Source organism: Blautia sp. AF19-13LB, from assembly GCF_003479105.1.
GTDB lineage: Bacteria > Bacillota > Clostridia > Lachnospirales > Lachnospiraceae > Fusicatenibacter > Fusicatenibacter saccharivorans.
This window is the reverse complement of the sequence record NZ_QUGO01000004.1, coordinates 1-14318: the sequence shown is the minus strand read 5'-3', so window position 1 is coordinate 14318 and position 14318 is coordinate 1. Positions and strand designations below refer to the sequence as shown.

At 47.1% G+C, this 14318-nt stretch carries 9 protein-coding genes and 3 tRNA genes; 5 read left to right on the top strand and 7 right to left on the bottom strand.

The window, feature by feature from the left end; translation table 11 throughout:
- The first annotated feature begins 56 nt into the window (after positions 1 to 56).
- Entirely contained in the window at positions 57 to 1121 is a 1065-nt protein-coding gene (locus DWX32_RS05140; RefSeq protein WP_117509767.1) for a PTS transporter subunit IIC, read from the top strand.
- A gap of 87 nt (positions 1122 to 1208) precedes the next feature.
- On the opposite strand, the gene DWX32_RS05135 is transcribed toward DWX32_RS05140, so the two are convergent.
- The 4 genes from DWX32_RS05135 to DWX32_RS05120 form a co-directional block, all read right to left on the bottom strand.
- Positions 1209 to 3092, bottom strand: a complete 1884-nt coding sequence (locus DWX32_RS05135) for a serine hydrolase domain-containing protein (protein ID WP_158568372.1) — start codon at positions 3090 to 3092, stop codon at positions 1209 to 1211.
- A gap of 177 nt (positions 3093 to 3269) precedes the next feature.
- Positions 3270 to 4838, bottom strand: coding sequence for an extracellular solute-binding protein (locus DWX32_RS20080; protein WP_242856747.1), 1569 nt, complete (start codon positions 4836 to 4838; stop codon positions 3270 to 3272).
- Positions 4726 to 6321 (bottom strand): response regulator transcription factor, encoded by a 1596-nt coding sequence (locus DWX32_RS05125; RefSeq protein WP_117804869.1) that lies wholly within the window; start codon positions 6319 to 6321, stop codon positions 4726 to 4728. The genes DWX32_RS20080 and DWX32_RS05125 overlap by 113 nt, the downstream gene beginning before the upstream one ends.
- A 66-nt stretch (positions 6322 to 6387) precedes the next feature.
- Positions 6388 to 8019, bottom strand: coding sequence for a glycoside hydrolase family 13 protein (locus DWX32_RS05120; protein ID WP_118659356.1), 1632 nt, complete (start codon positions 8017 to 8019; stop codon positions 6388 to 6390).
- Positions 8020 to 8120: 101 nt separating this feature from the next.
- Here DWX32_RS05120 and DWX32_RS05115 point away from each other — a divergent pair, with 101 nt between their 5' ends.
- The 3 genes from DWX32_RS05115 to DWX32_RS05105 all read left to right on the top strand — a co-directional run bounded on the left by DWX32_RS05115 (position 8121) and on the right by DWX32_RS05105 (position 9380).
- Positions 8121 to 9083 (top strand): AraC family transcriptional regulator, encoded by a 963-nt coding sequence (locus DWX32_RS05115; protein WP_118659355.1) that lies wholly within the window; start codon positions 8121 to 8123, stop codon positions 9081 to 9083.
- 150 nt (positions 9084 to 9233) lie between these two features.
- A tRNA-Glu gene (locus DWX32_RS05110) sits at positions 9234 to 9305 on the top strand.
- A 3-nt stretch (positions 9306 to 9308) separates the two neighbouring features.
- Positions 9309 to 9380: transfer RNA gene (locus DWX32_RS05105), tRNA-Cys, on the top strand.
- A gap of 110 nt (positions 9381 to 9490) precedes the next feature.
- Here the strand turns inward: DWX32_RS05105 and DWX32_RS05100 are convergent.
- Complete coding sequence (locus DWX32_RS05100) at positions 9491 to 10375, bottom strand: SH3 domain-containing protein (protein WP_117761931.1); 885 nt, start codon at positions 10373 to 10375, stop codon at positions 9491 to 9493.
- Between the two features lie 197 nt (positions 10376 to 10572).
- Entirely contained in the window at positions 10573 to 12768 is a 2196-nt protein-coding gene (locus DWX32_RS05095) for an alpha-galactosidase (RefSeq protein WP_117761930.1), read from the bottom strand.
- 245 nt (positions 12769 to 13013) lie between these two features.
- Here DWX32_RS05095 and DWX32_RS05090 point away from each other — a divergent pair, with 245 nt between their 5' ends.
- Entirely contained in the window at positions 13014 to 13871 is an 858-nt protein-coding gene (locus tag DWX32_RS05090; protein WP_118659354.1) for an AraC family transcriptional regulator, read from the top strand.
- 158 nt (positions 13872 to 14029) lie between these two features.
- Here the strand turns inward: DWX32_RS05090 and DWX32_RS05085 are convergent.
- Positions 14030 to 14101 (bottom strand) — tRNA-Asn (locus DWX32_RS05085).
- Positions 14102 to 14318 lie beyond the last annotated feature (217 nt).

Below are 14318 nucleotides of genomic sequence, written 5' to 3'. Positions count from 1 at the left end.
CTGACAAGTCACTTGTGAATACAGTAACACACCACATACATGAGGAGGAATTCCATATGCGAACAATCAAAAAAGTCGCCTCGCACATCTTCATTGATGGCTTCGGCGGCATGACGCAGGGTCTTTTTGCAACCCTGATTATTGGTACGATGATTCAGCAGATCGGTCTTCTGATCGGCGGTTCGACCGGAAATGTGATCTATCTGCTTGGAAAAGCTGCCGCAGCCCTGACAAGTGCCGGTATCGGTGTCGGCGTGGCAGTGAAATATGGGGAAAGCCCGCTTGTCACGGTTTCTGCAGCCGTCGCCGCCATGGTCGGCGGTTATGCCGGCAAGATCACCGGCGGCACATTCTTTGTGGACGGAAATGCCGTTCTGGCAGGACCTGGCGAACCGCTCGGCGCTTTCATCGCAGCTTTCGCAGGCATCACCTGCGGCCATCTGGTTTCCGGCAAGACCAAGGTTGATATCATCGTGACACCGGTCATCACCATCGGAGCCGGTTCCGTTGTCGGACTGCTCGTCGGACCGCCGATCTCCCAGATGATGACAGGCCTTGGAAGCATCATCAACTGGGCAACGGAACAGCGGCCGTTCATCATGGGCATCGTTGTTTCGGTCGTCATGGGTATGGTTCTGACACTGCCGATCAGCTCCGCTGCACTCGGCATCATTCTGAATCTTTCCGGTCTTGCCGCCGGTGCCGCAACGATCGGCTGCTGCTGCAACATGGTCGGATTCGCGGTTGCAAGTTATCGGGAAAACAAATTCGGCGGCCTTGTCGCACAGGGTCTTGGAACCTCGATGCTCCAGGTGCCGAACATCATGCGTCATCCACTGATCTGGCTGCCCGTCATCTTCTCGAGTGCGATTTTAGGACCCGTCTCCACAATCCTCGCCAATATGCAGAATAATGCAACGGGAAGCGGCATGGGTTCCGCAGGTCTTGTCGGACAGATCACAACGTATCAGACGATGATCGCTTACGATGATCCGAAGCTCGTCATCATCAAAATCATTCTGCTCCACTTCGTGCTTCCGGCTGTGATCACCTTGTTCTTCTCAGAGGTATTCCGCAAGGCAAACCTGATCAAATCCGGCGATATGGCTTTGAATCTGTAATCTGTATTTTTAAAAGGGAATGGAACTGCGCATCCGGCAGCTCCATTCCCTTTTTTATCCACATTTCTCTTCTGATTTTTTCTGTTTTTACACCGTTTCTTCTGCGTTTTCCGCATTTTCCACTGCCGCGGCCGATTCAGCTTCCGCTGCCGCTTCTTCTGTCTCCGTTTCTTCCCCCGGCCGCACGCGGTGTGCCTCTACCATTGGCTCAATGGTCTGTGCCATCAGCAGATGGATCATGTCAAGGCTCCGCTCGCGGAACCGCGACGGCAGAAGCGGTGCGATCGCCACATCCGTCACGAGGGATTCAAGGCCCTCGATAATCAGATCCTTGCCCGGCGTCTCATTCCACTCCAGTCTGATCCGCTCGAAATCACGCTGGAAAATGATTTTGACCCTCCGTCTTGCGGCCTCTTCCAGAAATGCAAACTCAAGCTTCAGCACCAGTTCGCCGTCTTCATTCTCCGCAAACTGTCCCGTCGTTCCGAGCAGATACGATTCCTCGTTTTCCACCCATTCTACAACTTTGGACCCCGTAAGACCGATCTCAATGCGCTGTGTTTTTTCTCCCTCGGTCAGCGCTACAAAGAAACGGCCTTTTTCATAGAAGAAACCGATGCGGCGGATGCCGTCGGAAAAGTTGTTGTGGAAGACCTGCAGCGTCAGCGGAAACATGCCGACATGCGTGTCTTCCATTTTATATTCTTTTCCGTGCAGAAGCTGCGCCATGTCGATCTGACGCGGTGTTCCGCTGTTCCGCGGCCCCGGTGTTCTCCGCTTCCAGCCGCCGCGCAGGATTCTTCCCGGTGTCTCTTTCGCGCCCTCCAGATCACGGCAGGTCTGCACCAGCTTCTGATATGCCATCGGGCTTTCCGCCTCGCCGGATTTCAGCTCTGCACCAAATTCCGCGCCGAAATACTTCCGCACAATGTCGAGCATCTCACACGTCTGGAACAGCTCGTTGCTGCCCGCATTCGTCACAATCACCACGCCGGTATCCGGATAACCGAGCACGTTCTGCCCCAGCATGCCATTGAACGCAAAGCTGCCCGGCCGCTCCTCCATCCAGACCTGGTAACCATAGCCATATTTTCCCATCTTTTCCGGCGGTGTCGCATGAACGGAGGTGGACGCTGCGACCCATTCCGCCGGGACGATCTGTTTTCCTTCGAATTTTCCGCCGTTCACGTACATCACCCCGAGCTTGGCCGCGTCCTCCGGGCACAGGAAGAGGCCCCAGCCGCCTTTCGTAATCCCTGCCGGGCAGCTCTCCCAGAAAACTTTCCGGATGCCGAGAGGCTCAAACAGACGCGGCCGCAGGTAATCTACCATTTTCATGCCGGTGCGCTCCTGTATGATTGCAGACAGCAGATACGTGTTCATACTGTTGTACTCAAACGCTTCGCCCGGCGTTCCCTTGACCGGCGCATTTAAGAAGCTGTCCACCCAGTCGTTGCCGGAAACAACGCCCATCTCGTTGAACTGTACGCCGCTCTTCATCGTCAGAAGATGCTTCACGGTCAGATTCGGGCGCAGGATCTTCTGCAGCAGACCGTTTCGTTTTTCAAAAATATCATAGACGTTCTCGTCCAGGGAAAGTTTTCCTTCACTGATCAGAAAACCAGCCGCCATGCCAGTGATGCTCTTACACATAGAATACGTCGCATGCCAGATGCCGCTGCGGTATGGGGCGAAATTGCATTCGCAGATGACATGTCCGTTCCGCAGGACCAGCAGATGATGCATGTCCGTATGGCGCGCAGCGGCGAGCTCACGAAGCATCTGCGTCAGCTTTTCCGATGAGATGCTCTCGCTCTCCGGCACCACGCGCGGAAAATACGTTTCCGGAGATGCAAAATCCCCGAACGCTTCCTTCTGCGGCGCAAAGTCCGTCTTTCCCATATGTCCTGTCGTCCCACTCATAAATCCCCAGATCATTTCCATTGCGGTTAACTGTTCTTTCGCTGCCATGTACGATGCCTCCTGTCTCATGCGGTTGGATTTCCCTGTTTTTCCAGTTTTCCTCATTATATCCAGATTCCTTGAAAATCGCAATGCTTCTTCTGATAAAAAAGAACCGACATAGAAATCTGTATTTCAATTTCTGCCGGTTCTTTTCCGTGTGTGATTTTTTTATTTTACTTTAGCTTACTCATTCCAGAGTTTCATACGCTCCTGATAATTCTGCGTGATAACTTTTTCTACATCTTCCAGTCCTGCGTCATTCATTTCGGAAATCATCTTGTCGTACTCTTCCATTGCCGCATCGTGGCTGTCTGCATTCACAATCTTCGGATATTCCTGATCGTAGATATCCTGGATTTTCTGCCATTTCAAGCCATCCGGAGTGCTTCCTGCCGGGGTAAGGCCTGCAAATTCTGCGGTATCCCATCTGTCGTTCTCACCAAAGTGATTCATAGCCACCTGCCGGGTCTCTTTTACTTTATACTGTGATACATCGTATGGAGTTCCGTCTGTACCATTTCCGTTCTTTACAAACCAGGTCCATTTGCGGACGCCGGTATCCAGTTTTGTTTTGTCAAAATCCGTCTGGAATCCTTCAATCAGATCATCGTTCGGAACGTGTTTTCCATCTTCCATATTCCAGTTGGTTCCCTCAATACCCCACATCAGAAGATACTGTCCTTCTTCGCTTGCAAGGTAGTTGATCATCTTCATGGCTGCTTCCGGATTTTTACAATTCTTGGTGATCGCGATTGCATCCCAGCCAAGTGTACTTCTTCCGGAGTAAGTAGTTTCATCTGCACTGATTCCGTTTCCAAGGATTTTATAGGAATAGAATTTTGCATCTTCTCCTACAGAAGAAGCAAGTGCTGTATTTGCTGCATCGGTATCCCAGTAGGAAGCAAAGGTACTGAATACGTTGCCTGCAGACAGTTTCTGCGTCCACTGATTTTTCTTGTTGACAACCCACTCTTTGTCCAGAAGGCCTTCGGTATACAGTTCATTGGCAAAGGACATCATCTCTTTGAAGTTTGGTGCTTTGGCAACATGTTCCAGATTGTCCCCATCCTGATAATATGTTTTCAGACCATACATTCCTTTTAATGTTCCATCGTAGTTTTTGGATTCTGCATCAAAGGTAATGGCAATACTCTCTTTTCCGTCAATGGTCGGATGAAGTTCTTTGAATTTCTTACAAATGTCAATATACTCTTCCTGTGTAAATGGCTCATCGCTGTCTGCGCGGTCTTTTCCAACGATTTCGCACAGATAATCATAGCGCATCAGAACACCGGCTACCGGATCCGGATCTTCTCCGTACCAGTTATTCAGATAGTAATTTTTTCCATCGGTATAACGACTCTTGTTTAAGGTTTCCCCGTACATCTCTTTTACATCCGGGCCGTACTCATCGATCAGATCATTCAACGGAAGCAGTGCGCCTGCCTCAATGTAACGGTTTACAATATCATTTCCACGATCCATCAGGACGATATCCGGGTAATTCTGACCGGTCAGCATCAGGTTCAATTTTTCCAGCGGATCTCCGGTTGGATTTTCTACCTGAATTTTGACACCTGTTTTTTCCTCAATTGCTTTTGCAACTGGATCATCAAAGGTATTGCTTCCGGAGTTTTTGTCAAAGATAGAAATCGTAACTCCGTCTGTTGATACCTCGCCCGATGCAGATGATGCACTGCCGGATGCAGTACTTGATGATGTACTGCCATTTGATCCGCATCCTGCAAGCATTCCCGCTGCCATCAGGACACTCATCGCCATTGCGATACACAACGCCAAAGTAAGAAACATTTTCATATCCAACCGCCAGACTCACTTCCCGTACTTTATTTTTCTTATTCTTTAACAGTTCCGCCGCCCTCTGCAGACGCATTTCCGTATTGTATTCCAAAATCGTTTTTCCTGTTGCCTCTTTAAACAGGCTCCTCAGATAATTCGGAGACAAACCGACCTCCGCGGCCAGCTTCTCGATATCTGCGCTTTCCGAGCAGTGCTCCTGAAGATATGTTTTTACCTGATAAACGGCATAGTAATTTGGATTTTGATTCTGTTCTTCAAAAAATGCCAACATCCGTTCCAGATACTGCTTCATCTTTTCCCGCATCTGATAACTGTTGTTTGCTTCAAAAATTTCATTTTCTCTCAAAATTTTTTCTGCTTCCATCCAGTTTTCCAGCAGTTCATCGCTCAAAACAAGACGGTTCCATAGATACATATAGAGATTATAAACTTCTCCCGCAAATGTTTTCGGCGCAAGCCCCTTTAGCTGTTGAAAATAATCTTTCATGGTCTGCAGCGTTTCCTGCTTTTTCCCGCTGCTGACCAGACGACAGATTTCTTCTCTCCGCTCCTTCTGTTCCCGGAAATGATATGCTTTTTCCTCTTCCGTTTCTTTTTCATCTGCACAGAAAAGTTCCGGTGGATCCATATGAAATGCCAGAACACAACAGTTCCGAAGTTTTTCCGCCTTTTCGTACAGGCAGTCAGCTGTCCATGCTCCACTGCACCATCCAACGGCTCTCGGTGCGTCTTCTTTCAAATCATTCCAGATCTGAAATGCCGTATCTTTCACCGACAGATACCCCGCCAGCAGCAGAATGCTGATCCGTTCCGTTTTGCTGATGTAACGGATGCCCTTGTATTTTTCCTGAATTTGGCTACAGATGTTTTCTTCCGTTTTTCCATAAACCGCTATGATTCCAAACCTGCACTCTTCCAGTTCTTCTCCAAATACACCACGGAAATTTTTCCGTAAAAGCTCTGTTTCCTGTTTTTCCCGCAAAGCCATTTCCAGCAACTGCTTCGCCGCCGTTTTCCGCGACCAGTCTGCTATCTCACTTTTCTCCAATTCACTTCTCACTTTTTTCAGACATGCTTCTACTTCTTCAATCGTAAATGGCTTTAAAAGGTAATCCACGGCATTCACCTGAAAAGCGGAATGGATATAGGAAAAATCATCATATCCTGTCAGAAAAACAATTTTGCATGGATACCCCCGGCGTACGATCGTCTCTGCCAGTTCAATTCCACTCATTCCTGGCATCTGAATATCCGTAATCACAATATCTGCCATATTTTCTTCCAGGCACTCCAGTGCCCTTCTGCCATTGCGCGCGGTAAATACTCTGGAAATCCCGTTCTTTTTCCAGTCAATATAATCCCGCAATGTCTCCAGTTCAATTTCTTCATCTTCTACAAGAAGAACGCGATACATTTTCTCCCTCCTGTTTCCAGTTGCTCCTGCAGTTTTCTTCTCCTGCTGCTTTTCATTTCTGTCTTTTTACTGCAGAAGTTCAATCATATACGCCTCATACGGCTGTAACTTCCACACTTCTTTTGTGAGACTTTCTGTATCATTATGAATCAGAACCGTTCCTTTTGTCAAATCATATCGGGCTTTCATCTCTGCCGCGGTATCCCGGAAATTGCAGAGCACAATCAGCTTTTTCTCTCCCAGATTTCTCTCATAAGCAAAAATATCCGGATTTTCTTCCTCAATCAGACGGAAATCCCCATAAACAAGAGTGTCATTTTTCCTACGCAGCGCAATTAGTTTTTGATAGAAATAGAAGAGGGAATCCGGATTTTTTCTGCTGTTTTCCACATTGATCTCCTCGTAATTCTGATTTTCCGCCATCCACGGTGTTCCCGCTGTAAATCCGGCGTGTTTTTCCGCATTCCACTGCATTGGCGTCCGCGCATGGTCCCGGCTGTTCCGTGCAAGATAGGTACGAATTTTTTCTTCCTCCCAGCCTTCTTTTTTACGGTCTTCGGCAAAATTTACAGACTCGATATCCTGATAGTCATCGATCCGAAGCCCTGACACATTTGTCATACCGATTTCTTCCCCCTGGTAAATATAAGGAGTTCCTTTCATCCCATGGAGAAGGACAGCCAACATTTTTGCTGATTTTTCCCGATACGGTTCCCTGTCATTTCCAAAGCGCGATATGACACGCGGAAAATCATGGTTTCCCCAGAACAGACTGTTCCATCCTTTTTCTTCCAGTCCCGTCTGCCATTTTTCAAAGATCTGCTTCAGTTGCGGCAGCGTATACGGTTTCGGATCCCAGTTTCCACTTCGGATGCCGTCGATTCCCATCAGTTCAAACTGAAAAATCATACTGAGCTCCTGGCTTTCCGGATCAGAATACTGCTGTGCCATTTCTACCGTAGCACCTCCGGTTTCCCCCACTGTCAGGATCTGTTCTGATTTTCCATACGTATTCTGATTCATTTCCATTAAGTATGTATGAATCTGCTCCGAATGAGTATCATTTCCTCCATGTCCATCTTTTACAATATTGTCAATTGCATCCAGCCGGAAACCACGGATCCCTTTATCCATCCAGAACTGGATCATCCGGTACAGCTCTTTCCGAAGCGACGGATTTTTCCAGTTCAGATCCGGCTGCATTACACTGAAACTGTGATAATAATATTCCTGAACCTCCGGCACCCATTCCCAGGTGCTTCCTCCAAAGAATGCTCCGCCGCCTTCTGGCGGCTGCTCCTTCGTTCCTTCCTTCCAGATGTAAAAATCATGGTATTTACTGTTTCGATCCTTTCTGGCTTCCAGGAACCATGGGTGCAGATGGGAACTATGATTTAAAACAAGATCCATCATGACCACAATTTCCCGCTTTTCACAGGCTGCGATCAGTTCTTCCAGCTCTTCCATTGTGCCCGCTTCTTCCATTACTTTATAATAGTCACTGACATCATATCCATTGTCGTAATTAGGAGAATCGTTAAAAGGCGAAAGCCAGATGGCTCCAACACCAAGCTCCTGCAGATAGTCCAGCTTCTGCAGAATCCCTCCAAAATCGCCGATGCCGTCTCCGTTGCTGTCACAGAAGCTTCTGGTGTAAATCTGATATACGGTTAAGCTATGCCACCACTCTCTTTTCATTTTCTGTCCTCTCTTTCTTTTTTCCTATAAGAGCAGTATAATGATATTATCTTATATTTTCTAACCTGATTTTCGTATTTAATGAAAGGATTTTGACTTTTATGAAAAAAGAACGTTCAAAAGAGCTCTTTTCTCCTGAATCTTGTTCCCCTGTTCTTTCTGGCGGAATCCGGGATTTTACCGTGCATGGAACCGAACCTGTTCCGCTCCATATCTATCATCAGGATTATACTCATGGCGGGCTCTCTGTTCCTTTTCACTGGCATAAAGAATTAGAATGGATCTGGGTTGAAAAAGGTACTCTCACTCTGACACTGAAAACTGAAACCCGGACAATTTCCGAAGGTACTTTTCTTTTCATCAACAGTCACGAACTGCATCAGCTCTGCAGCATTGGAACTGCCCCTTCGGTTCACCATGCCCTTGTATTTCTTCCAGAAATTCTCTCATGTGCCTATCTGGATTCCTGTGAAGCAGACTGGATTCGTCCGCTGCTCTCTCATCAACTGCTTCTTCCGGCTTTTCCATTGGAAGAGCTTTCTGCTGCTGAAGCCTCCTCTCAGACACAGAAAACATTTGTACTGACATTATCTGAGCTTTTCCAGGAAATCCTGTATGCATACGATACCAAACCCATCGGCTGGTTTCTTCTGATCAAAAGTGACATGTATCGGATTCTTGCACTTCTGGCGCAATACCAGCTTTTTCTTCATCCGGAACCCCTCTGCACTCGTAAAAAAGAAAGATCTGATCAGTGTAAAAAACTCTTACGTTATATTCAGGATAACTATGATTCTAAAATCCGTCTTTCAGATCTTGCTGCTATACTCAATATGAATCCACAATATTTTTGTCGTTTCTTCAAAACGCACTTTCACACAACGCCTATTTCCTATATCAACCAGTACCGCGTAACCCAAGCCGCGGATCTTCTTACCGGCAGCTCGCTTTCTATCTTGGAAATTGCTCTGCATACCGGATTTGAAAGCCCCAGCTATTTTGCCAGCATTTTCCGCCGGACTTTTGGTATGTCACCGGAAGAATATCGAAAAGCCATGCCCTGACCCGGCAAATTTTTTCCTTCTGAATGCACGGCAACACAAATCTCAAAAATTTTTGATTTTTTTTCAAAAAACACTTGCCAAACTCGTTTTCTTATGATAATATACTACTTGTCGCTGAGCAAAAATCACGGCAGACAAAACAAAAACTTCGGCTCCGTGGTCAAGCGGTTAAGACATCGCCCTTTCACGGCGGTAACACGGGTTCGATTCCCGTCGGAGTCATATGGCGTCGTAGCCAAGTGGTAAGGCAATGGTCTGCAACACCAGTATCCACCGGTTCAAATCCGGTCGACGCCTCTTCTTTCCCGGAAACAGATAGTTTCTGGGATTTTTCTTTTTCAAAATTATTTCAAAAAAGCTGCCGGTTCTGTTTGCTTCGGCAGCTTTTTTGAAAATATCATTCTTTTTTAATTTTCTTTTTCTTTCACATAGTCTTCGTACACATACGCCGTTTTTCCCTCATACGAAATCTTGTACCATCCGTTCTCTTTTCCGAGCATTTCCACTTCTTCCCCTGTCGTCAGAGCTCCGATAACCTGGCTTGTGCTGACGTTGGGTTCTGTACGTACATTGACCGGTGAGATACAGGTGACGGTTTTCTTACCCTTCTGCTTTTTCACGCCATCCGAATTATTTTCTGCTTCCAGCGCTCTTTTCTGCTCCTGGCAGGCCGTCTGAAATGTTTCTGTCAGCAGCTCATTGTCCGGGAACTGCAGAGACTCCAGTATTTCCGGCACGATTTGCTGTGTATCGTTGCTGCCGTTTCCTTTTTTCCATATAATCTGATACCCTTCATTCTCCGTTTTCACTCCGCAGAAAAATGCGGTCGGAATCTGCAGGGAATTTTTTACCTGGAAACGATAAAAGGAACTCTCTTTACTTTTTCCTTCGTTAACTGTTTTCGCTACAAAATCACTGATGCTGTTTTCCCCGGTTATTTCATTTTGATCGATTAATTTTTCAGCACTCTCTTCGTCCTCCGGGAAATCCATAAGTATCACTTTTGCCATTCCTTCCCGATACGATATCTCAAGACTTTCCCCATCTTCCGATATGAAACTGCATTGAATTTTTTCATCTCTCATTACATTCCAGCCTTCTGGAAGTGTGATTATAATATTCTGGTATGTAGAAAGAAACTCTTTTTCACCATCTTCTGACTCATCCTGGACACTGGATGCTCTTTCGGAGACAACCGATGGATTCTCCTTTTCCACCTGCTGATTTCCACATCCCATTACCACAATAGTTGTCATCAGAAGAACAGCTAAACAGTTTTTTTTGTTTCTCATGTACAATTTCCTTTCTTGACAGTTCCCTCTTTATTTTCTGTCAGAAAATTTCTTTTGCTTATTGTATCATAACTATTTTTGCACTGTAAAGAGTACGTTCCTTCCCTCCTGCTTTGATTTTCTTTATGCAAAAAAATCTCCAACCAGATTGAGGTTCCCTTCCTCTCAAATCCAGTTGAAGATTTTTCTTATCTTTTTTATTTTACTTCTGTAAATTCGACCCGGATACTCTCATACTCTCCCAGCACCTGCTGCAGCGTCAGTCCCGCACGGTTCCAAGTACGGCCGGAGCGGATTTCTCCATCCAGACTGCAGCGGTACAGCTTATCCTCTGCAAGACCGCACACTTTCGTGTGAACCGGAAGCGGATTTCCTTCTGCATCCGTCTTTACCAGTGTAAGCAGTGCGCGGCTCTGATCTTTTGCCACGAACTCCCATGCCATGAAATCCTGCTTTTTCAGCCCGGTCAGACGGTAATACAGGCCTTCGTGCGTCAGATCGTAATATGTATGCATTGCAGCAACCTGCTCTTTTACCATCTCTTTCTCTTCATCCGAAATCTTGTTCAGGTCCATCTCATAGCCGAAGCTTCCTGCAAGAGCTACATCACCTCTTGTCTTGAATGGAGTTACGCGGCCGGTCTGATGGTTCGGGCATACCGAAACGTGGGATCCAACCGTGCTGATAGGATAGAAGAAGGAACTTCCATACTGAATCGACAGACGGTTGATCGCGTCCGTGTTATCACTGCACCAGATCTGCGGGGAATAATACATCATACCGGCATCAAATCTTCCGCCGCCTCCGCTGCATCCCTCAAGCAGCAGATCCGGGCACGCGGCAAGGAAACGCTCGAGCAGATCATAAACACCGAGCACATAGCGGTGATACAGCTCTCCGTTTCGGCTCTGTGCTGCCACATGGCTGTAAACATCGCAGACACTGCGGTTCATATCCCATTTGACATAATCAATTTCTGCATCGTGGACGATGGTCGTCAAACGCTCCAGCAGATACTCCCGCACATCGTCACGCGTCATATCCAGTACAAGCTGATTTCTTCCATGGTTTGGCACACGTCCCGGAACTGCAAATGCCCAGTCCGGATGTGCACGGTAGAGATCACTGTCCTCGGAAATCATCTCCGGCTCGAACCAGAGACCGAATTTCATGCCCATCTTGTGGATTTTTTCTGCAAGCTGTGCCATGGAACCGTTCATCTTCTTCTCGTTGACAAACCAGTCGCCAAGGCCGCTGTTGTCATCATCTCGTTTTCCGAACCAGCCATCATCAAGCACCAGCATTTCGATGCCGAGTTTCTGCGCCTGCTCTGCGATTTTCAGAATTTTCTCTTCATTGAAATCAAAATACGTTGCCTCCCAGTTGTTGATCAGGATCGGACGTTCGGCATGTTTATACGCACCGCGGCAGATATGCTCGCGGATGATCTCATGATACTGCTGTGACAGTTTGGTAAGGCCGCTTCCGGAGTAGCTCAGGATCACCTGCGGGGTATCGAACACTTTTCCTTTTTCCAGGTGGAAACAGAAGTTTGCCGGGTGAATACCCATCTGGAAACGGGTCTGGTTTTTCTGATCCTTCTGTGCCGCTGCAACAAAGTTTCCGCTGTAAACAAGGCATGCGCCGATGCAGGAACCGTGTGTCTCGTCAGCCCCCTCCTCGCAGAGGATTACGGCCGAATTGTAATGATGGCTCGACGTGCCGCGGATGCTGCCGATCTCGACTTTTGCGCGCTGCACCGGAATCCGCTCTGCCGTACGCTCCATCGCATGACGGCCGGAGAAATAGATCATCTCATAATTTTCATACATCAGATCCATGCTGAAAGACAGCATTTTTTCCAGCTCGATTGCCGTCTCTCCGTGGTTTTCCAGTCTTGCCGCTCTCGTAATCACGTTTTCGTTTTCAAATACTCCGTAGAACAATTTCAGTACAACACCGGAAGCTTTCTCTTTCATCGTGATGACAAGCGTTTCTCCTTTTTCTTCCTCTGTATCGTACAGTGCCGGCATACCCGGAACCGCATAGGAATGATCGAGGATTTCATAAGAATCGAAACGGAAATCTGCCGCACAGCTTCCATCCACCTGACGAATCCGAACCATATCATCACGGTAATCGCCGACTCCGCTCGAAGGTACTTCCTGCGGCAGTGTATCCAGAGAATACGTGCGATCGCTTCCGGCTTCCTCCGGATTTCCTGCAAATCCCATATCCGTACAGAAAATCAGACCGGAAAGATTTTCCTCACCGATTTTTTCTCCATAGTAGAGATGCAGAAGCACATTTTTGTCATCTGCGAACATCTGGTAACTGCTGTCTTTTGTCTGGAGGGTAAATAACCGTCCATTTTCACTTACTTTGATTGCCATGGTTTTTTCTCCTTTATCTTATCGCATTTTTTCGGGCTGCTCACACCAAAATCACTTTCTTACATACCCGAACAACAAGTGTTCCGGTGCTGCGTGAACCGTAACGGCTGCTACTCCGGGCTTTTGATCTCCTACAGCTGCTTGCAGTATCCTGCAAAACACGATATAATTTTACTGATATTTCGGAATCTCATCCTTTTGTGACATTCCGGCTTTTCTGATGATTCATTTTGTGAGGTATACTTATGGAAACTTCCTGGACACTTCCTGTCCCAAAGCATAAATTTTCGGATCTTTATCTCTGCTTCTGCGGCTACGAAGCCTGCCAGCCGTTCCACAGCTACGGCCCGGCTGTCCGCCCCAATTACGTGATCCACTACATTATTTCCGGAAAAGGCACTTTTACCATCGGAAACCGCACTTACCGCTTAACCGCCGGACAGGGCTTTTTCCTGATGCCAAATGTCCGCACCTACTATGAAGCCGATGCGGATGATCCCTGGACATATCTCTGGATCGGTTTTGACGGCGAAAAAGCTGCCTCTTATGTACAGGAACTCGGTCTTTCCGAGGAGCACCCTGTCTACCAGTGCAACTTTTCCGGTGAACTGCAGTCCCTCTTGTTTCAGATGCAAAAGCACAATACCTATGACACCTCGGACCAGTATCTTCTGGAAGGCTGTCTGTACCAGTTTTTCTCAATTCTTTCCCGCGAAATCACGCTTGCCGATCCTTCTGCACGGGAGAGCGGCAATCTTTACGTGGAAAAAGCCGTTGAGTTTATCCGAAATAATTATTCCAATGAAATTCTTGTCTCGGATATTGCCAGATATGTCTGCATCAACCGGAGTTACCTTTATACCCTGTTTCAGAAATATCTCCATACCTCACCGCAGAACTATCTTTCTTCCTGCCGGATCACGCGTGCGCTCGAGCTTTTATCGTATACGGATCTCTCCATCGAAACGGTCGCTTTTTCCTGTGGTTACCGGAATGCCGAAGTTTTTACCAAAGCCTTCCGCCAGAAGCAGGGCATGACGCCAAGTGCCTATCGGAAAAAGTTCCGCCTTGACACGACTCCTGACTCTGCACATGTTCCGTGATCTGTCTGATTTTATTATAACGAAATCTTTCTTCCATGAACAGGAAGAAATGTTATGGAAAACCGTCAAAATGTTAGATGGCGTTTCTTAATGGCTACAGACAGCAAAAAAGCGATACAGTTATGATTTCTCATTTCTGTATCGCTTCTTCATTTTAGCTCCCCGAGTTGGGCTCGAACCAACAACCCTTCGGTTAACAGCCGAATGCTCTACCATTGAGCTATCGAGGAATACCTCAGGAATCTTTTCCTGACAATCGTTACTATAGCACAATCTTTTTCGAAAAACAAGTATTTTGCGGAAAATAATTGCAAAAGGCCATCGGATCTCTCCGATGGCCTTTCCGATATACCTTCAAAACCGCATACACTATACATCTATCATTCCATTTTTGTGAACACAACCATTCAGGTCAAGCCCTCGACCGATTAGTAACAGTCAGCTCCA

Coding starts and splice junctions, on each gene's coding strand:
- DWX32_RS05140 (WP_117509767.1), top strand. CDS start 57: ATGCGAACAATCAAAAAAGTCGCCTCGCACATCTTCATTGATGGCTTC.
- DWX32_RS05135 (WP_158568372.1), bottom strand. CDS start 3,092: ATGGCAGCGAAAGAACAGTTAACCGCAATGGAAATGATCTGGGGATTT.
- DWX32_RS20080 (WP_242856747.1), bottom strand. CDS start 4,838: ATGCTTGCAGGATGCGGATCAAATGGCAGTACATCATCAAGTACTGCA.
- DWX32_RS05125 (WP_117804869.1), bottom strand. CDS start 6,321: ATGTATCGCGTTCTTCTTGTAGAAGATGAAGAAATTGAACTGGAGACA.
- DWX32_RS05120 (WP_118659356.1), bottom strand. CDS start 8,019: ATGAAAAGAGAGTGGTGGCATAGCTTAACCGTATATCAGATTTACACC.
- DWX32_RS05115 (WP_118659355.1), top strand. CDS start 8,121: ATGAAAAAAGAACGTTCAAAAGAGCTCTTTTCTCCTGAATCTTGTTCC.
- DWX32_RS05100 (WP_117761931.1), bottom strand. CDS start 10,375: ATGAGAAACAAAAAAAACTGTTTAGCTGTTCTTCTGATGACAACTATT.
- DWX32_RS05095 (WP_117761930.1), bottom strand. CDS start 12,768: ATGGCAATCAAAGTAAGTGAAAATGGACGGTTATTTACCCTCCAGACA.
- DWX32_RS05090 (WP_118659354.1), top strand. CDS start 13,014: ATGGAAACTTCCTGGACACTTCCTGTCCCAAAGCATAAATTTTCGGAT.